This is a genomic window from Variovorax sp. GW531-E2, from assembly GCF_059423125.1.
In genome coordinates, this window is record NZ_JBWKXQ010000037.1 from 17,795 (window position 1) to 36,236 (window position 18,442).

Below are 18,442 nucleotides of genomic sequence, written 5' to 3' on the forward strand. Positions count from 1 at the left end.
GCGTCTCGGGGCAGGACGGCGATCCCCTGTATCAGGGCGCCGCGGTGATCTTCGTGGCGGTGGGCGTGGCGTCGAGCAGCAACTGCGAGGGCCACGTTCCCCAGGTGGCACCGAGTTCGGGCGTGTTCGGATCGCCGTTGCGCATGAAGGCCCCGACGCTGGCCATGACGGCCTTCGACAGCGCCACGCGCCCCTTCTCGTTGGCCTTGCCGCCCATCACGTTGCTCAGCAGCGAACCCTCGAAGTTGCCGAACACGAACGGCAGGTCGAAGGCGTGCGATGCGCCGTACACGTCGTTCCACGGCGCGGCCTCCTGCGACCAGTCGAGGCGGTAGTGCCAGATGTTCGACTGGCGCGTCTTCATGGTGTTGAGCAGGTTGTCGCGGTTGGCCTCGAAGAGCCCCTTCGTGATGAGCGCGGTGGCCGCGTTGTAGCCGGTGCCGGCCTTGTCTACCGGAAGGTAGAACGGGTCGATGATGTGGTCCACCGTGAGCGTGGGCGCGGCATCGGGGTTGAAGTCGAACATCATCGAGAAGCGCGCGTCGTCCTTGACGATCCAGCCCGCCTTCGGGAAGCCGATGGTGCCCAGCAGCGACGCGAAGAGCTTGCCTTCGTCCCGCGTGTTGCCCGCGAGCATGGGCACCTTGACGTACTTGTCGGCTGCGATGGCGCCGATCGGGTCCGCCGGCAACACCGTGCCATCGGGAATGGGTGCCACGCTGCCCAGACCGGCTGCCGCGACCTGGGTCAGCAGCGCCCCACCCGCCTGCTCACGCATGTACTCGGCGATCTGCGTCGGCGTGCGCGTGCCGATGTAGACCTTGGCCGCCGCCGCATCGGCCACGGTGCCGTCGGCGACGAGCAACTTTTCGAGGATCGCCTGGCCCTGTGCCAGCGAGGCCGATGCCGGCTGCAACGAAGGCAGCGTGCCCGGCGGCAGGTTGGTCGCGAGCGAAATGCCGCCACTCATCTCGAAGGCCTTGTGGAACAGGCCCTTGGCCATCGGCGAAGTCATCACCGACAGCAGGTTGGTCGCGCCGGCCGATTCGCCCGACAGCGTGACGTTGCCCGGGTCGCCGCCGAAGTTGGCGACGTTGCCTTGAATGAAGCGCAGCGCCGCCATGTTGTCCAGCAGCGCGAAGTTGCCCGAGTCGTCGCCCGCGCTGCCGCCCGGCCGCAGCTGCGGCATGTTCAGGAAGCCCAGGATGCCCAGGCGGTAGCTGGCGGTGATGACCACCGCATTGGTGGCCTTGGCCAGCGCCGCGCCGTCGTACAGCGGATCGGCCGTGTAACCCGAAATGTTGCTACCGCCATGGATGAACAGCAGCACCGGCAGGTTCTTCTCGGTGGTGGCCGGACGCCAGATGTTGACGAACAGGCAGTCTTCGCTGCCGACCGGCTTGCCCAGGTTGGTGCCGATGGTGGCGTCGTAGGTGTTGCTGGTGCCGGGGCTGAAGATCCGGCCGATCTGCAGGCAGGCGTTGCCGAAGGTCTTGGCCGGGCGGATGCCGGTCCAGGCTTCGGGCTCGACCGGTGCGCGCCAGCGCAGTGCGCCCACCGGCGGCTGGGCGAACGGAACACCCTTCCAGGACCAGGTGCCATTCCTGGCGCTCTCGTCCGTGCCCTCGACCTTGCCGGCCGTGGTCTGGCGCACCATCGGGCCGTCGGCGGCGGGTGCCGGAGCGGGCGCGGGTGCCGGAGCCGGTGCAGGCGGCAACACGGGAAAGGCGGTCGCCCCGGACGAACCGCCACCGCAGGCTGCAAGCGCCGCCGCGGCGGCCAGCGTGGCCACGGTGGCGATGGCGCGCGCCATCGCCGTCTGTCCTGCCGCACCCTGGTCTTGTGCTGTTGTCGTTGTCTTCATGTTTTGTCTCCACACCGGGTTAATCGGAATTCCTGGCTTGGCGCGCGGCACCCATACTCCGGGCCGCCGTGCACTGGAAAAATTCTAGGAACCGGCCCCGTTTTCACCGCTATCGCAAGCGAGCCAATCGAATGACTTCAGAAGCCCCCCTGCCGCGCCATTCGCGCCGGCCGTCGCGCCGCCCCGGCTGTCCGCAGCCCGAGCTGCGCACCAGCTCGGCCGCATGGCTGGAGGGGGTGCTGTCGATGTTCGAGGCCGAGGGGCTGAACGTGCCCACGCTGCTGCGCGATGCCGGCTTCGACCCCGACTCGCTGCACCGCCAGAACGCGCGCATCCCGGTCGACGAGATCTCCGTGCTGTGGCAGGTGGCCGTAGCGCACGCCGGGCGCCCAACGCTGGGCCTGGACCGCGACCTGGCCGCCACGCACAGCAAGCTGGGCACCGTGGGCCACGCCATGGCCTGCAGCCCCACCCTGGGCGCGGCGCTCACGCGGCTCACGCGCTACATGGCCGTGATCTCCGACGCCACCGCGTTCTCGCTGCAGTCCGACGCGCGCGGCTGCTGGATGGTCATGGAGCACACCGGTGGCAGCCTGCCGATCCCGCGCCAGCGCGTCGAGTACGCCCTGCTGACCGTGCTCATGCAGTGCCAGTGGCTCACGCGGCGCGAGCTGCAGCCGCTGGCCATGGAGTTCGTCTACCCGCCGCCGGCCAACGACCGGCTGCACCGCGAGGCCTTCGGCTGCGAGATCCGCTTCAACGCGCCCGCCAACCGCGTGCTGCTGTCGTCGGCCGACATGACCATGCCGCTGCCCACCCACCACCCGGCGCTGGGCGAGATGCAGGAGCACCTGCTCGACGACCAGCTCAACCTGCTGGGCCAGACCACCACCGCCAGCCTGGTGTGCGCCGAGATCGCGCGCCGGCTGCAGCACGGCGAGCCGCGCCGCCAGGACGTGGCCTCGGGCCTCGGGCTGGCCGACCGCACGCTGCAGCGCCGCTTGCAGGAAGAGTCGGTGTCGTTCCAGGCGCTGCTCGACCGCACGCGCCGCGAACTCGCCAGGCAGTACCTGGCCGAACAGCGCCACACGCTCGCGGACGTGGCCGACCGGCTGGGCTTCGTGGACGTCAGCAACTTCTTTCGCGCCTGCAAGCGCTGGTTCGGCCTGCCGCCGGCCCAGTACCGCGCCAGCCTCGCGCTCGACGGCGCCGGGGCGCTGCGCGGCGCGCTGCTGAACTGAGCGGAGCCGCCCGCCCCACGCGCCCGATGGCCTCAACGGCCTGGGGTTTCGCGCGCTGCCGGACAATCCGGGCATGAGCTTGTTAGCCGAAGACACCCCGGTCGCCGACCTGGGCCTGCGCTGGAAGCCCGGCTTCTCGACGCTGGGCCCCGCCTTTTTCACCGAACTGCGCCCCACGCCGCTGCCCGATCCGTACTGGGTCGGCCACAGCGACGCCGTGGCGCGCGAGCTGGGCCTGCCGCCCGGCTGGCGCGACTCGGACACCACGCTCGCCGCGCTCACCGGCAGCCTGCCGGTCGTCGGCACGCGGCCTTTCGCCACGGTCTACAGCGGCCACCAGTTCGGCGTCTGGGCCGGGCAGCTGGGCGACGGGCGCGCGATCCTGCTCGGCGAGACCGAGGGCGGGCTCGAAGTGCAGCTCAAGGGCGCGGGGCGCACGCCCTACTCGCGCGGCGGCGACGGCCGCGCCGTGCTGCGTTCGAGCATCCGCGAGTTCCTGTGCAGCGAGGCCATGCACGGCCTGGGCATTCCGACCACGCGCGCGCTGTGCGTGACCGGCTCCGACGCGCCCATCTATCGCGAGACCCCCGAAAGCGCCGCCGTCGTGACCCGCGTGGCGCCCAGCTTCATCCGCTTCGGCCACTTCGAGCACTTCGCCGCCAACCAGCGCGAAGACGAGCTGCGCGCGCTGGCCGACTACGTCATCGACCGCTACTACCCCGAATGCCGCGCCACCGCGCGCTTCAACGGCAATGCCTACGCCGCCTTCCTCGAGGCCGTGAGCGAACGCACCGCCGCCCTGCTCGCCCAGTGGCAGGCCGTGGGCTTCTGCCACGGGGTGATGAACACCGACAACATGAGCATCCTCGGGCTCACCATCGACTACGGCCCGTTCCAGTTCCTCGACGGCTTCGACCCGCGCCACATCTGCAACCACAGCGACACCCAGGGCCGCTACGCCTTCAACCAGCAACCCAACGTCGCCTACTGGAACCTGTTCTGCCTGGCGCAGGCACTCTTGCCGCTGATCGGCGACCAGGAAATCGCCGTGGCCGCGCTGGAGTCGTACAAGACCGTGTTCCCCAACGCCTTCGAAGACCGCATGCGCGCCAAGCTGGGCCTCACGACGCCCGCCGAGGGCGACCGGGCGCTGATCGAGGGCGTGCTCAAGCTGATGGCGGCCGAGAAGGTCGACCACACCATCTTCTGGCGCCGCCTGTCGAATCACATGGCCGACGGCAACGTGGAGCCGGTGCGCGACCTGTTCCTCGACCGGGCCGGCTTCGATGCCTGGATGCTCTCTTTTTCGGAGCGCCATGCACAATCGCAGCGCGCCGAAGCGGCAAAATTGATGCTGCAGTCGAACCCCAAGTTCGTGCTGCGGAACCACCTGGGCCAACAGGCCATCGAAGCCAGTCAGCAAAAGGACCATGCGGGTGTGGCAACCTTGCTGACGCTGCTCCAAACCCCATGTGAAGAACACCCCGGTGCCGACGACTACGCCGGCTTCCCGCCCGACTGGGCCTCCACGATCGAAATCAGCTGCTCCTCATGACCACGCCCGTACAGAAAACCGACGCCGAATGGAAAGCCCTGCTCGCTGAGAAGGGTGCCGAACCCGCCGCCTTCGAGGTGACGCGCCACGCCGCCACCGAACGCCCCTTCACCGGCAAGTACGAAGCCCACTGGGACGACGGCACCTACCACTGCATCTGCTGCGGCGCCAAGCTGTTCGAAGCGGCCACCAAGTTCGACGCCGGCTGCGGCTGGCCCAGCTTCTCCGAAGAAGCCGTGCCGGGCGCCATCCGCAACATCGTCGACCGTTCGCACGGCATGGTGCGCACCGAGAACGTGTGCGCCAATTGCGGCGCCCACCTGGGCCACGTGTTCCCCGACGGCCCCACCGAAACCGGCCTGCGCTACTGCATGAACTCGGCCTCGCTCGACTTCCAGAAGAAGAAATGAAACTGCTCCTCGACTTCTTTCCGATCCTGCTGTTCTTCGGCGCCTACAAGTTCGCCGACATCTACACCGCCACCGGCGTGCTGATGGCCGCCACCGTGGTGCAGATGGCCGTCATCTACGCGATGGAACGCAAGCTGCAGGCAATGCAGAAGGCCACACTGGTGCTCATCCTGCTGTTCGGCACGCTCACGCTGGTGCTGCACGACGACCGCTTCATCAAGTGGAAGCCGACGGTGCTGTACGGCGCCATGGCCGTCGCGCTGGCGGTGGCGCTGTGGGCGCTGAAGAAGAACTTCCTGAAGATGCTGCTGGGCGCACAGCTCGAGCTGCCCGAGCGCATCTGGGGCCGGCTCAACGTGGCGTGGATCGGCTATTGCCTCTTCATGGCGCTCATCAACGGCTACGTGGCGGCCTACTTCACGACCGAGGCCTGGGTCAACTTCAAGCTCTGGGGCTACGTGTTCCCGATCGTCTTCCTGGTGGCGCAGGGCCTGTACATCGCGCCGCACCTCAAGGAAGACAAGCCGACCGCATGACCACCACCACCATCCCCCTGCCCACCGTGGCCGCACTCGAGGCGGCGCTGCGCGCATCGCTTTCGCCCACGCAGCTCGAAGTGATCGACGAAAGCGCCGCCCACGCGGGCCATGCGGGCGCCAACGCCGAGGGCTACGGCACGCATTTCCGGGTGCGCATCGCCTCCCCGCTGTTCGACGGAAAGCCCCGCGTGGCGCGGCATCGGCTTGTGTATGATGCCCTCCAAGTTTTTATCGCACAGGGTCTGCACGCCATCGCCATCGAGGTGCTCTGAGTCGTCCAATCGGTTGCTTGCCGCGTTCGCCGCGGCCGCCCACCCTCTCCTTCTTTTCTCCTGATTCCTGCTTTCTTTCCCGCGCCTTTTCCTACACGCGCATTTCCTCTCCAGCCTGATATTCATTTCATGAAAAAACACATCTTGCAGGCCGTTGCGGCCGCAGCGCTGATCGGTGCACTCCCCCTGTCGGCCCTGGCGCAGAACGCAGCCATCGTCAACGGCAAGCCGGTGCCCAAGGCCCGCATGGACGTCCTGGCCCAGCAGCTGGCTGCCGCGGGCCGCCCGGTGACGCCCGAGATGCAAAGTCAGCTGCGCGAGGAAATCGTGGCGCGCGAAGTGTTCATGCAGGAAGCGCAAAAGCAAGGCCTGGACGCCACCGAGGACTACAAGAACCAACTCGAACTCGCCCGCCAGGCCATCCTGATCCGCGCGCTGTTCGAGAACTACCGCAAGACCAACGCGGTGTCCGACGCCGACGTGAAGGCCGAGTACGACAAGTTCGTGGCAGCCAACGGCGGCAAGGAATTCAAGGCCCGCCACATCCTGGTCGAGACCGAAGACCAGGCCAAGAAGATCATGGCCGACCTGAAGAAGGGCGCCAAGTTCGAAGACATCGCCAAGAAGCAGAGCAAGGACCCGGGATCGGGCGCCAACGGCGGCGACCTCGACTGGGCCAACCCCGCCAGCTTCGTGCCCGAGTTCTCGGAAGCGATGATCAAGCTCAAGAAGGGCGAGACCACCCCTGCCCCGGTCAAGACCCAGTTCGGCTACCACATCATCCGCGTCGACGACATCCGCCAGGCCCAACTGCCGAAGCTGGAAGAAGTGAAGCCGCAGATCACGCAGCAGCTGCAGCAGCAGCGCCTGCAGAAGTACCAGGAAGACCTGCGCGCGAAGGCCAAGGTCGAGTAAGCCTGCGGCCCATCGCCCAAGAAAAAGCCCCGCAATCGCGGGGCTTTTTTCATTGCGGCGTGATGTTGAAGTCTTTCACGAAGCGGGCGTAGTCGTTCGACTCCTTGCGCACGAAACTTGTGAAGTCCGCCGTCGAGCCGCCGATGACTTCCAGGCTGAGGTCGGTGAACTGCTTTTGCGTGTCGGCGTTCTTGAGCAGCGCCTGCACCTGCTCGTTGAGCTTGGCGATGACCGGTGCCGGGGTTCCGGCCGGCGCCACCAGGCCGACCCAGCCCATGAAGCGGTAGCCCGGCACGCCGGACTCGGCCACCGTCGGCACGTCGGGCAAGGTCGACACGCGCTTGTCGCCCGTGACCGCCAGCGCCTTCAGCTTGCCGCTCTTGGCGTAGGGCACGGCGGTCGGCGAGGTCTCGAACATCATGTCGATCTGGCCGCCGACCAGGTCGGACAGCGCGGGCGCCCCGCCCTTGTAGGCCACGTTGAGCAGATCGGTGCCGGTCATCTGCATGAAGCGGCGTGCGGCCACGTCCTGCGGGCCGCCCACGCCCGAGGTGCCGACGCTGAGCTTGCCGGGGTTGGCCTTGGCATAGGCCACCAGCTCGCCGACGTTCTTGAACGTCCACTTGGGATTCATGATGAGCACGTTGGGCTGGTCGGCCACGCGGATCACGGGTGCCAGGTCCTTGATCGGGTCATAGGGCAGCTTTGCGAACATGTGCCCGTTAGAGGCCAGGCCGGTGTGCACCATCAACAGCGTGTAGCCGTCCTTCGGGGCCTTGGCGACGTAGTCCATGCCGATGTTGCCGCTGGCGCCGGGACGGTTGTCCACCAGCACGGGCTGGCCCAACGCCGTCGAGAGCTTCTGGCCGACCAGGCGCGCCGTCATGTCGATGCTGCCGCCCGGCGGGAACGGCACGACCATGCGGATCGGCTTGGACGGATAGGCATCTTGCGCATGGGCGGCGGGCACGATGCACGCCAGGCCGGCGGCAAGACAGACAAGCGAGGCGAGCGGGAAACGGAAGCGCTGGGTCATGAGGTTCTCCGGAGTTTCTTGAGGGTTGGCAGACGGGTCAATCGGCGGTGGCGCGCAGGGTGCGTTCGATGTCGGCGGCCCACGCGAGCAGCGCGGCGTCGCGCATCGGCAGGCCAGCAAGGCTCAGGCCCACGGGCGCTTCGCCGGCCGCGTGGCAGGGCAAGGAGATGGCGCAGCCGTCCATGAAGTTGACGATGGAGGGGTTGCGCAGCATCGCGGCGTTGACGGCGACGTACTGCGCCTCGTCGGCGTCGAGCGCCTCGATGCGCGGCGCCACCAGCGGCACGGTCGGCATGAGCCAGCCATCGAATTCGCCCAGGCGCGCGGCCACGCGAAGTTGCCAGTCGGCCCGCTGTGCCTGCAGCGCGAGGTAGGCGCGCGCCGTGAAGTCCTTGCCGCGCAGGATGCGGCTGAGCACGCGCGGGTCGTAGCCGCTGCCGCTGCGTTCGATCAGCTCGGCATGCCACGCCCATGACTCGGCCGCGCTGAAGCCGCCTGCGGCGTTGATGGCTGCGAGCTCGTCGAACTCGGGCACCGCCAGCTCGACCAGCTGCGCGCCAGCGGCCGAGAGGCGCTGCAGCGCGCGTTGGAAGGTTGCCGCGACGTGCGCGTCCATGCCGTCTTGCACCAGCGTGGTCGGCACCGCGAAGCGGGCCTGGCGCAGGTGCTGCGTTCGGGGCGCCTCTGACACGCCGGACAGCACCGCATCCATAGCCACGCAGCCGGCCACGTCGAGCGCCATCACGCCGACCGCATCGAGGCTGTGCGACAGCGGCACGAGCCCGGTGCCGGGCATGCGGCGCGCCGTCGGCTTGAAGCCGGTGATGCCGCACAGCGCCGCCGGAATGCGCGCCGAGCCGCCGGTGTCGCTGCCGACGCTCGCGACGCACATGCCGTCGGCCACCGCCACGGCTGCGCCCGAGGACGAGCCGCCGGGAATGCGTCGCTCGCCGCGCTGCCACGGATTGGCCGGCGTCCCGTAGTGCGGGTTGAGGCCGAGGCCGGAGTACGCGAACTCGGTCATGTTCGTCTTGCCGACCAGCACTGCGCCCGCCGCCAGCAGGCGCCGCACGGCCTCGGCGTCGTGCGCGGCGGGTGGCGCGTCGCGCAGCACGACGGAGCCGGCGGTCGTCGTTTCACCGGCCACGTCGAACAGGTCCTTGACGGAGACCGGCAGGCCTTCGAGTGGAGAACGCACGACGCCGGCTTCGCGCAGGCTGTCGGAGGCGCGCGCGAGGTGCCGGGCACGGTCTGCCAGCACGCGCGTGAAGGTGCGCGCGCCTTCGCCGGCGGGATCGGCGATGCGTTGCAGCGCCGAGGCGGTCAGCGCGGCGGAGGTGGTGCGGCCTGTGGCCAGTTCGGCGCGGGCGGCTTCGAGGGAGATCACGGCGGGCATGTGCGGTCCTCGTGCGTCAGGCGACGATCGGCAGCGAGACCGCGCGGTACTCGTGCGTGATGCGGCGGCCCGTGTGTTCGTCCACCAGCTCCATGCGAAAGCGCGCGGCCGAGCGGATGCCGCCAATGGCGCCGACCGTGCCGCAGGTCATCGCGAAGCCGTCTGCCGGTTCGCCGTCGGCCGCGGCGCAGCGCGCCAGCAGATCGGCCGGCGAGCGCAGCGCGGCCAGCGTGCCCTCCTGGTAGAGGCGCCATTCACCACCCTCCTCGATCCACGAACGCAGCACCAGCGTGTCCCAGCGCTCCTGCACGTCGGCCAGCCGCCAGGCGCTGCGCGCCACGGGCTTGACGCAGATCTGCTTGGACAGCGCCACGCTGTGCGCTTCCAGCGCGCGGTCGGTGTGGTCCGAGCCGATCGAGACGAAGAATTCGCCTCCATGCAGGAACAGCAGCGGCTCGACCTCGCCCGAGGTGTCGGCCCCCACCACCTGCACGACATCGGCCTGGCTCAGCTGCTGGGTGGCCACCCGGTAGAACAGCGGCACGGTGCTGGGCGCGGGCACGCCCAGCTCGGCGAGTTCCTCGATGTGGTGCTCGATGGCGGCGGTGTCGCGCCCGGTCCAGCCGGCGATCACGAGGTGCCGGGCCTCGAAACTCAGCGTTTGCGGGGTATTCCCCTCGGGAAGTTCGAAAGACAGTTTCATGGGTGGCAGCTCGATTGAAGTTTCAGTGAAATTTCACAACGATATTACAGTGAGTCCACAAAAACTTCAAAGGGATTTCCCGCAGGTACCATCGGGGAACTCCACCATGACCCTCCCGCCCCGATGAACGCAGCCACGCCCGCCCGCAAAGCCCCCGTCCGGCGGCCCGAAGCAGCCATCTCCCTCAACGAAACCGCTTACCTGCGCCTGAAGGAAGCCCTGGTGACCCTGGCCTACAAGCCCGGGGAATACCTCAACACCGCCCAGGTGATGGAGCGGCTGGGCGTGGGCCGCACGCCGGTGAACCAGGCGCTGCACCGCCTGTCGGCCGAGGGCCTGGTCCGCATCATTCCGCGCAAGGGCGCGATGGCGTCACCGCTGTCGATCAATGACGCGCTGGAGCTCATCGAGGTCCGGCTGGTGAACGAGGTGCTGTGCATGCGCCTGGCCGCAGCGGCCATCACCGAGGCCGAGCTGGCCGAGCTGCAGGCCATCGCCGAGCAGTTCGAAGCCGCGGCGCAGCGGCGCGATGCGATGTCGGTGATGAACCTGGACCGCCTCTTCCACGAAAAGATCGCGGCGGCGGCGCGCAACGCGATGCTGCAGGACATCCTGAGCGTGCTGCATGCGCGCTCGCAGCGCTTCTGGGCGATCTCACTGGCGGCCGAGGGGCACTTGGCGGAGGTGATCGAGGAGCACCGCACCATCGTCGCCACGCTGCAGCGGCACGACGCTGATGCAGCGGCCGAAGCGGCGAAGACGCATGTGCTGTCGTTCAAGGCGTCGATGCTGAACAGCCAGCGCTGATCGGACGCCTCAGGCGCGCCCAATGAAAAATGCCCTCCAGGCCAAAGCCTGGAGGGCATTTCTTGTTGACTGAGGTCAAGCCGCCTGCACAGCCTGACGATGTCCGATCAACCCACCCACTTGCGCGCGTTGCGCCAGATCTGCATCCACGGGCTCAGCTCGCTCTTGTCGCCCGAAGTCCAGCTCATCTGGATGTTGCGGAACACGCGCTCCGGGTGCGGCATCACGGCGGTGAAGCGGCCGTCCGGCGTGGTGACCGAGGTCAGGCCGCCTGCGCTGCCGTTCGGGTTGAACGGGTACTGCTCGGTCGGCTGGCCGTGGTTGTCCACGAAGCGCATCGCGCCGATGGCCTTGGCGGCGTCGCCGCGGTGCTTGAAGTTGGCATAGCCCTCGCCGTGCGCCACCGCGATCGGCAGGCGGCTGCCGGCCATGCCCGCGAAGAAAATGCTGGGCGACTCGAGCACCTCGACCATCGACAGGCGCGCCTCGAAACGCTCGCTCTGGTTGGTGGTGAAGCGCGGCCAGGCTTCGGCGCCCGGGATGATGTCGGCCAGCTCGGCGAACATCTGGCAGCCGTTGCACACGCCCAGGCCGAAGGTGTCGGCGCGGCCGAAGAAGGTCTTGAACTGCTCGGCCAGCTTCGGGTTGAAGGTGATGCTGCGCGCCCAGCCGATGCCGGCACCCAGCGTGTCGCCGTAGCTGAAGCCGCCGCAGGCGACCACGCCCTTGAACGCGGCCAGGTCCGCCCTGCCCGTCTGCAGGTCGGTCATGTGGACGTCGAAGGCCTCGAAGCCGGCTTCGGTGAAGGCATAGGCCATCTCGACGTGCGAGTTGACGCCCTGCTCGCGCAGGATCGCGACCTTGGGGCGCGACTGCAGGATGGCCGGTGCCACCGGGGCGTTCGGCAGGAACACATGCATGCCCGGGTCGTTCGGCACGCCGGCCGCAGCGTGCTCGGCGTCGGCGCAGGCCGGGTTGTCGCGCTCACGGGCGATCTTCCAGCTGACCGAATCCCACACCTGGTGCAGGTCGTGCAGCGAGGCGCTGAACACCGACTTGGCATCGCGCCAGACTTCGAGCTTGCCCTTGCCGGCGTCCATGGCCGAGCTGGTCGGTCGCGTCTTGCCGACGAAGTGGCTGTGCGTGCTCAGGCCGTGGGCGCGCAGCACCTGCATGACGTCGTTGCGCTCGGCGGTGCGCACCTGCAGCACCATGCCCAGCTCTTCGTTGAACAGCGCCTTGAGCGTGAGCTCTTCGCGGCGCGCGCTGACCTGCTGCGCCCAGTTCTTGGCGTCGCCGGTTTCCATGCGGCTGTCGGAAATGCCGTCGCCTTCGGTGACCAGCATGTCGACGTTCAGCGCCACGCCGACGTGGCCGGCAAAGGCCATTTCGCAGGCGGTGGCGAACAGGCCGCCGTCGCTGCGGTCGTGCATCGCGAGGATCTTGCCGTCGGCGCGCAGCGCGTTCACGGCATTGACCAGCGCGACCAGCTGTGCCGGGTCGTCGAGGTCGGGCACGGTGTCGCCGCTCTGGCCGAGCGTCTGCGACAGGATGCTGCCCGCCATGCGGTGCTGGCCACGGCCGAGGTCGATGAGCACGAGCGTGGTGTCGTCTTCGGTGGTGTCGAGCTGCGGCGTGAGCGTCCCGCGCACGTCGGCCAGCGAGGCGAAGGCGGTGACGATCAGGCTCACGGGCGAGGTGACCTTCTTGGCTTCGCCATCGTCCTTCCACTGCGTGCGCATCGACAGCGAATCCTTGCCGACCGGAATCGACACGCCCAGCGCCGGGCACAGCTCCAGGCCCACGGCCTTGACGGTCTCGTACAGCGCGGCGTCTTCGCCGGGTTCGCCGCAAGCGGCCATCCAGTTGGCCGACAGCTTGACGCGCGACAGCTCGATCGGCGCGGCCAGCAGGTTGGTGATGGCTTCGGCCACGGCCATGCGGCCTGAGGCCGGCGCGTCGAGCGCGGCCAGCGGCGTGCGCTCGCCCATGCTCATGGCTTCGCCGGCAAAGCCCTTGTAGTCGGCCAGCGTCACGGCGCAATCGGCCACGGGCACCTGCCACGGGCCGACCATCTGGTCGCGATGCGTCAGGCCGCCCACGCTGCGGTCGCCGATGGTGATGAGGAAGCGCTTCGAAGCCACGGTCGGGTGCGCGAGCACGTCGATGGCGGCCTTCTGCAGGTCGACGCCCGTGAGGTCGAGGGGCTTGAAGGTGCGCGCCACGGTCTTCACGTCACGGTGCATCTTGGGCGGCTTGCCCAGCAGCACGTCCATCGGCATGTCGACCGGCTGCACGGCCGCGCCTTCATCGGCCACCAGCAGCTGGCGCTCTTCGGTCGCCACGCCGACCACCGAGAACGGGCAGCGCTCGCGCTCGCAGAAGGCCTTGAACTGCTCGAGCGATTCCGGCGCGATGGCCAGCACGTAGCGCTCCTGGCTTTCGTTGCACCAGATTTCCTTGGGCGCCATGCCCGACTCTTCGAGCGGTACCGCGCGCAGGTCAAAGCGCGCGCCGCGGCCGGCGTCGTTGGTCAACTCGGGGAAGGCGTTGCTCAGGCCGCCGGCGCCCACGTCGTGGATCGCCAGGATCGGGTTGGCCGCGCCCTGCTGCCAGCAGTGGTTGATGACCTCCTGCGCACGGCGTTCGATTTCGGGGTTGCCGCGCTGCACCGAGTCGAAGTCGAGCTCGGCCGCATTCGCGCCGGTGGCCATCGAACTGGCAGCGCTGCCGCCCATGCCGATGCGCATGCCCGGGCCGCCGAGCTGGATCAGCAGCGAGCCGGCCGGGAACTGGATCTTCTTGGTCTGCGTGGCGTCGATGCTGCCCAGGCCGCCCGCGATCATGATGGGCTTGTGGTAGCCGCGCTGCACGGTGTCCAGGTCGCTCGTCACCGCCTGCTCGTATTCGCGGAAGTAGCCCAGCAGGTTGGGACGGCCGAATTCGTTGTTGAACGCGGCGCCGCCCAGCGGGCCCTCGGTCATGATCTGCAGCGGGCTGGCGATGTGCTCGGGCTTGCCGTAGTGGCCGTCTTCGGGCCAGAGCTTGGAGACCGTGAAGCCGGTCAGGCCGGCCTTGGGCTTGGAGCCGCGGCCGGTGGCGCCTTCGTCGCGGATCTCGCCGCCGGCACCGGTCGAGGCGCCGGGGAACGGGGAAATCGCGGTCGGGTGGTTGTGCGTCTCGACCTTCATCAGCACATGGCTCAGGGCGCTATCTTTTTGATAGCTCTGCGAGCCGTTCGCCGGAATGAAGCGCTCGATGGTCGCGCCTTCCATCACCGAGGCGTTGTCCGCATAGGCGATCACCGTGTGCTGCGGGTTCTGCTTCTCGGTGTGGCGGATCATCGAGAACAGGCTCTGGGGCTGGGCCACGCCGTCGATGGTGAAATTGGCGTTGAAGATCTTGTGGCGGCAGTGCTCGCTGTTGGCCTGCGCGAACATCATCAGTTCGACGTCGCTGGGGTTGCGGCCCAAGCGGGTGAAGGCTTCGACGAGGTAATCGATTTCGTCTTCCGCCAGCGCCAGGCCGAAGCCGGTATTGGCTGCCACCAGGGCGTCGCGCCCGCCCGTTTGCACGTCGACCTGCGCCATCGGCTGGGCCGGCAGCTCGCTGAACAGGCTGGCCGCCTGTTCGACGGCGGCGAGCACCGATTCGGTCATGCGGTCGTGCAGCGGGCCGGCCACGGCGGCGAGCGCGTCGCCTTCGAGCACGGGGGTCTTGCCGATCAGCGGCGCCTTCAGCTTCAGGTGGTACTGGGTGACGCGCTCCACACGGCGCAGCGCCAGGCCGCAGTTGTGGGCGATGTCGGTGGCCTTGGAGGCCCAGGGCGACACGGTGCCCAGGCGGGGCGTGACGACCACCGAGGCGCTCGCCTTGGCCGCCGGGGCCTCGAAGGGCTCGCCGTAGGTCAGGAGCGCGGTAAAGCGCTCGCGGTCGGCGTCGCCCAGCGACGCATCGGTGACCACCAGGTGCACGAAACGGGCCGAAATGCCCTCGATGCGCGGCTCGATGGCCTGCAGCTTCGGCAGCAGTTGCCGCGCACGGAAGTCGCTGAGTGCGCTGCCGCCCTCGAACATGGTTACGACAGGAAGGGCTTGAGGTGCGGGCTGCGTCACGGTCGATTGGGGGCCTCGGGGGCCGCGTTGGGAATCAGGAATCTGGGCGGATGGCCGCTGACTGGGGTCATCCGCGTTAACCCGGAATTTTAGCTTGCCGAATGGGATAATTCGGGGCATGAGCATTACCTACAAAGACGCCGCAGGCATCGAAGCCATGCGGGTCGCCTGCCGCCTCGGGTCCGAGGTGCTGGACTACCTCACGCCCTTCATCAAGCCCGGCATCACGACCAACGACGTGGATCGGCTGGCCGCCGAGTACATGGTCAAGCAGGGCACCACCTCGGCCACGGTGGGCTACATGGGCGCCAGCAGCGTTCCGTTCCCGAAGTCGCTGTGCACCTCGGTGAACCACGTGGTGTGCCACGGCATCCCCAATGACAAGCCCCTGAAGAAGGGCGACATCATGAACGTCGACGTCACCGTCATCAAGGACGGCTGGTTCGGCGACAACAGCCGCATGTTCGTGATCGGCGACGCCTCCATTGCCGCCAAGCGCCTGTGCAGCGTCACCTTCGAAGCCATGTGGCACGGCATCCTGCAGGTGCGCCCCGGCGCCCACCTGGGCGACGTGGGCCATGCGATCCAGAAGTTCGCCGAGGGCCAGGGCTTTTCGATCGTGCGCGAGTTCTGCGGCCACGGCGTGGGCCAGCGCTTCCACGAAGAGCCCCAGGTGCTGCACTACGGCCGCCCGGGCACCATGGAAGAGCTCAAGCCCGGCATGATCTTCACCATCGAGCCGATGATCAACGCCGGCAAGCGCGACGTGAAGGAAGACTTCAAGGGCGGCCAGTACGACGGCTGGACCATCGTCACGCGCGACCACTCGCTGTCGGCCCAGTGGGAGCACACGGTGCTCGTCACCGAGACCGGCTACGAGGTGCTGACGCTCTCCGAAGGCAGCCCGCCGCTGCCGGCCTTCGTCACCTCCACCAAAACCTGACGCGCCCCAGCGCGCCCCCGCCGTGATCGAAGCAGCCAAGATCGACGTGGCGACGCTGCGCGAAGCCTATCGCGCAAAAAAGCTCGCCCTTTTCGACACCCTGCGCTTCGCACGCGCGCCCACCCGCAGCGTCCACACGGTGCTGCGCCAGCTCTCGGCGCTGGCCGACCAGACGCTCACGGCGCTGTGGAACGAAGCCGGCTTCGGCGACGCCTTCGCGCTGGTCGCGGTGGGCGGCTACGGACGCGGCGAGCTGTTTCCGTACTCCGACGTCGACGTGCTGCTGCTGCTGCCGCCCGAGGGCCAGGACAGCAGCGTCGAGCCGGCCCGCATCGAGGCCTTCATCGGCCAGTGCTGGGACGCCGGCCTCGAGATCGGCTCCAGCGTGCGCACGCTCGAGGAGTGCCTGGACGAGGCCGCCAAGGACATCACGGTCCAGACCTCGCTGCTCGAATCGCGCCTGATCACGGGCGACAAGAAGCTCTTTGCGGCCTTCCGCCGCCGCTTCACCCAGGCGATCGACCCGCAGGCCTTCTTCGTGGCCAAGTCGCAGGAAATGCGGCACCGCCACCAGAAGTTCGACAACACGCCCTACGCGCTCGAACCCAACTGCAAGGAATCGCCCGGTGGCCTGCGCGACCTGCAGACCATCCTCTGGATGAGCAAGGCCGCCGGCTTCGGCAGCCGCTGGGACGACCTGGCCAAGAACGGCCTGGCCACGCCCTTCGAGGCGCAGCAGATCAAGCGCAACGAGGCCCTGCTCTCACTCATCCGCGCCCGCCTGCACGTGATTGCCAACCGGCGCGAAGACCGGCTGGTGTTCGACCTGCAGACCGCCGTGGCCGCGAGCTTCGGCTACGAGAGCGAGTCGCAACGCAAGTCGAGCGAGGCGCTGATGCGTCGCTACTACTGGGCCGCCAAGGCGGTGTCGCAGCTCAACCAGATCCTGCTGCTCAATATTTCCGAGCGGCTGCAGCCCATCGACGAGCAGCCCACGACGATCAACGAGCGCTTCTACGAGCGCGCCGGCCTGATCGAGATCGCCAGCGACGACCTGTACGAGCGCGAGCCGCACGCGGTGCTCGAGACCTTCCTGCTGTACCAGAAGACCATCGGCGTGAAGGGCCTGTCGGCGCGCACGCTGCGTGCGCTGTACAACGCGCGCCACGTGATGGACAGCAAGTTCCGCAACGACCCGGTCAACCACGTGACCTTCATGCGGATCCTGCAGCAGCCCTACGGCATCACGCATGCCTTCCGGCTCATGAACCAGACCTCAGTGCTGGGACGCTACCTGCGCGTGTTCCGCAGCATCGTGGGGCAAATGCAGCACGACCTGTTCCACGTGTACACGGTCGACCAGCACATCCTGATGGTGCTGCGCAACGTGCGCCGCTTCTTCATCGCCGAGCATGCGCACGAGTACCCGGGCTGCTCGCAGCTCGCGGCCGGCTGGGACAAGCCCTGGATTCTTTACGTCGCCGCCCTCTTCCACGACATCGCCAAGGGCCGCGGCGGCGACCACTCCACGCTCGGCGCGCGCGACGTGCAGCGCTTCTGCAAGCAGCACGGCATCGCCCGCGAAGACGCCAAGCTCATCGAATTCCTCGTGGCCGAGCACCTGGTGATGAGCCAGGTCGCACAAAAGCAGGACCTGGGCGACCCGGAGGTGATCGGTGCCTTCGCCAAGCGCGTGGGCAACGAGCGCTACCTCACGGCGCTTTACCTGCTGACGGTGGCCGACATCCGCGGCACCTCGCCGCGCGTGTGGAATGCCTGGAAGGGCAAGCTGCTCGAAGACCTGTACCGCTTCACCCTGCGCGCCCTGGGCGGACGCATGCCCGACCCGGACGCCGAGGTCGAGGCCCGCAAGCGCGAGGCGCTGGTGCTGCTGGCCCTGCACGCCCAGCGCTTCGAGGCGCACAAGGCGCTGTGGGACACGCTCGACGTCGGCTACTTCATGCGCCACGACGCCACCGAGATCGCCTGGCACGCCAAGCAGCTGTCGCGCTTCGTGCCGCCGAAGAACGTGCCCATCGACCCGAAGGCCCTGCCCATCGTGCGCGCGCACCTGTCGCCGGTGGGCGAAGGGCTGCAGGTGGTGGTCTACACGCCCGACCAGTCCGACCTGTTCGCGCGCATCTGCGGCTATTTCGACCAGGCCTCGTTCAGCATCCTCGACGCCAAGGTCCACACCACGAGCAACGGCTATGCGCTCGACACCTTCCAGGTGGTGACGACTTTCCAGCCCGACCACTACCGCGACCTGATCAGCATGGTCGAGACCGGCCTGGCGCAAACGCTCACCGAGGCCGGCGCGCTGCCCGCGCCGAGCATGGGGCGCGTGTCACGCCGGGTGCGCAGCTTTCCGATCAAGCCACGCATCAGCCTCGTGCCCGACGACAAGGCGCAGCGCTGGCTGCTCAGCATCTCGGCCAGCGATCGTGCGGGCCTGTTGTATTCGGTGGCGCGCGTGCTCGCGCGGCATCACCTGAACCTGCAGCTGGCGAAGGTGACGACCCTGGGCGAACGGGTGGAAGACACCTTCCTGATCAGCGGGCCGGAACTGCAAGGCCAGAAGACGCAGCTGGCCATCGAGACCGACCTGATGGAGGCACTGGCCTCCCAGTGAGGCCGCGGACTTGG

14 protein-coding genes are annotated in these 18,442 nt (G+C 68.1%); 9 read left to right on the forward strand and 5 right to left on the reverse strand.

Features of this window, described 5'->3' with window-relative positions; all coding sequences use genetic code 11:
• Nucleotides 1-31: 31 nt before the first annotated feature.
• On the reverse strand, nucleotides 32-1,864 hold the full coding sequence (locus AC07XP_RS20560) for a carboxylesterase/lipase family protein (protein WP_495265706.1): 1,833 nt from the start codon (nucleotides 1,862-1,864) through the stop codon (nucleotides 32-34).
• A gap of 149 nt (nucleotides 1,865-2,013) precedes the next feature.
• Between AC07XP_RS20560 and AC07XP_RS20565 the strand changes: the two genes are divergently transcribed.
• The 6 genes from AC07XP_RS20565 (at nucleotide 2,014) to AC07XP_RS20590 (ending at nucleotide 6,796) form a co-directional block, all read left to right on the forward strand.
• Nucleotides 2,014-3,105 (forward strand): AraC family transcriptional regulator, encoded by a 1,092-nt coding sequence (locus AC07XP_RS20565; protein WP_095747609.1) that lies wholly within the window; start codon nucleotides 2,014-2,016, stop codon nucleotides 3,103-3,105.
• A 73-nt stretch (nucleotides 3,106-3,178) separates the two neighbouring features.
• Entirely contained in the window at nucleotides 3,179-4,660 is a 1,482-nt protein-coding gene (locus tag AC07XP_RS20570) for a protein adenylyltransferase SelO (RefSeq protein WP_495265707.1), read from the forward strand.
• Nucleotides 4,657-5,070, forward strand: coding sequence for a peptide-methionine (R)-S-oxide reductase MsrB (gene msrB, locus AC07XP_RS20575; protein WP_070060682.1), 414 nt, complete (start codon nucleotides 4,657-4,659; stop codon nucleotides 5,068-5,070). Before AC07XP_RS20570 ends, msrB begins: the two co-directional genes overlap by 4 nt.
• Nucleotides 5,067-5,606, forward strand: coding sequence for a septation protein A (locus AC07XP_RS20580; RefSeq protein ID WP_062471286.1), 540 nt, complete (start codon nucleotides 5,067-5,069; stop codon nucleotides 5,604-5,606). Before msrB ends, AC07XP_RS20580 begins: the two co-directional genes overlap by 4 nt.
• Nucleotides 5,603-5,881: a BolA family protein gene (locus tag AC07XP_RS20585; RefSeq protein WP_056580792.1), complete on the forward strand. Its 279-nt coding sequence runs from the start codon at nucleotides 5,603-5,605 to the stop codon at nucleotides 5,879-5,881. Before AC07XP_RS20580 ends, AC07XP_RS20585 begins: the two co-directional genes overlap by 4 nt.
• 129 nt (nucleotides 5,882-6,010) lie before the next feature.
• Complete coding sequence (locus AC07XP_RS20590; protein ID WP_062471282.1) at nucleotides 6,011-6,796, forward strand: peptidylprolyl isomerase; 786 nt, start codon at nucleotides 6,011-6,013, stop codon at nucleotides 6,794-6,796.
• A gap of 49 nt (nucleotides 6,797-6,845) precedes the next feature.
• Here AC07XP_RS20590 and AC07XP_RS20595 read toward each other — a convergent pair whose 3' ends face one another.
• Genes AC07XP_RS20595 through AC07XP_RS20605 form a run of 3 tightly spaced genes read right to left on the reverse strand, consistent with a single transcriptional unit; the run spans nucleotide 6,846 to nucleotide 9,931 of the window.
• Nucleotides 6,846-7,832, reverse strand: a complete 987-nt coding sequence (locus AC07XP_RS20595; RefSeq protein WP_495265708.1) for a Bug family tripartite tricarboxylate transporter substrate binding protein — start codon at nucleotides 7,830-7,832, stop codon at nucleotides 6,846-6,848.
• Nucleotides 7,833-7,869: 37 nt separating this feature from the next.
• Nucleotides 7,870-9,228: an amidase gene (locus tag AC07XP_RS20600; RefSeq protein ID WP_495265709.1), complete on the reverse strand. Its 1,359-nt coding sequence runs from the start codon at nucleotides 9,226-9,228 to the stop codon at nucleotides 7,870-7,872.
• A 16-nt stretch (nucleotides 9,229-9,244) separates the two neighbouring features.
• Nucleotides 9,245-9,931, reverse strand: a complete 687-nt coding sequence (locus AC07XP_RS20605) for a DUF2848 domain-containing protein (protein ID WP_495265710.1) — start codon at nucleotides 9,929-9,931, stop codon at nucleotides 9,245-9,247.
• 123 nt (nucleotides 9,932-10,054) lie between these two features.
• On the opposite strand from AC07XP_RS20605, the gene AC07XP_RS20610 reads away from it, so the two are divergent.
• Nucleotides 10,055-10,738: a GntR family transcriptional regulator gene (locus AC07XP_RS20610; RefSeq protein WP_095745340.1), complete on the forward strand. Its 684-nt coding sequence runs from the start codon at nucleotides 10,055-10,057 to the stop codon at nucleotides 10,736-10,738.
• A gap of 107 nt (nucleotides 10,739-10,845) precedes the next feature.
• On the opposite strand, the gene purL is transcribed toward AC07XP_RS20610, so the two are convergent.
• The gene (gene purL, locus AC07XP_RS20615; protein ID WP_495265711.1) at nucleotides 10,846-14,814 is read right to left on the reverse strand and encodes a phosphoribosylformylglycinamidine synthase; all 3,969 of its coding nucleotides are present in this window, start codon (nucleotides 14,812-14,814) and stop codon (nucleotides 10,846-10,848) included.
• A gap of 157 nt (nucleotides 14,815-14,971) precedes the next feature.
• Here purL and map point away from each other — a divergent pair, with 157 nt between their 5' ends.
• Nucleotides 14,972-15,796, forward strand: coding sequence for a type I methionyl aminopeptidase (gene map / locus AC07XP_RS20620; RefSeq protein ID WP_099789155.1), 825 nt, complete (start codon nucleotides 14,972-14,974; stop codon nucleotides 15,794-15,796).
• Nucleotides 15,797-15,818: 22 nt separating this feature from the next.
• Nucleotides 15,819-18,428, forward strand: a complete 2,610-nt coding sequence (locus AC07XP_RS20625; protein WP_495265712.1) for a [protein-PII] uridylyltransferase — start codon at nucleotides 15,819-15,821, stop codon at nucleotides 18,426-18,428.
• Nucleotides 18,429-18,442 lie beyond the last annotated feature (14 nt).

Bases quoted from the DNA above. Each gene is read 5' to 3' on its own strand.
- AC07XP_RS20560 (WP_495265706.1), bottom strand. From the start codon at position 1,864: ATGAAGACAACGACAACAGCACAAGACCAGGGTGCGGCAGGACAGACG.
- AC07XP_RS20595 (WP_495265708.1), bottom strand. From the start codon at position 7,832: ATGACCCAGCGCTTCCGTTTCCCGCTCGCCTCGCTTGTCTGTCTTGCC.
- AC07XP_RS20580 (WP_062471286.1), top strand. From the start codon at position 5,067: ATGAAACTGCTCCTCGACTTCTTTCCGATCCTGCTGTTCTTCGGCGCC.
- msrB (WP_070060682.1), top strand. From the start codon at position 4,657: ATGACCACGCCCGTACAGAAAACCGACGCCGAATGGAAAGCCCTGCTC.
- AC07XP_RS20600 (WP_495265709.1), bottom strand. From the start codon at position 9,228: ATGCCCGCCGTGATCTCCCTCGAAGCCGCCCGCGCCGAACTGGCCACA.
- AC07XP_RS20590 (WP_062471282.1), top strand. From the start codon at position 6,011: ATGAAAAAACACATCTTGCAGGCCGTTGCGGCCGCAGCGCTGATCGGT.
- AC07XP_RS20570 (WP_495265707.1), top strand. From the start codon at position 3,179: ATGAGCTTGTTAGCCGAAGACACCCCGGTCGCCGACCTGGGCCTGCGC.
- purL (WP_495265711.1), bottom strand. From the start codon at position 14,814: ATGTTCGAGGGCGGCAGCGCACTCAGCGACTTCCGTGCGCGGCAACTG.
- AC07XP_RS20610 (WP_095745340.1), top strand. From the start codon at position 10,055: ATGAACGCAGCCACGCCCGCCCGCAAAGCCCCCGTCCGGCGGCCCGAA.
- AC07XP_RS20605 (WP_495265710.1), bottom strand. From the start codon at position 9,931: ATGAAACTGTCTTTCGAACTTCCCGAGGGGAATACCCCGCAAACGCTG.
- AC07XP_RS20585 (WP_056580792.1), top strand. From the start codon at position 5,603: ATGACCACCACCACCATCCCCCTGCCCACCGTGGCCGCACTCGAGGCG.
- map (WP_099789155.1), top strand. From the start codon at position 14,972: ATGAGCATTACCTACAAAGACGCCGCAGGCATCGAAGCCATGCGGGTC.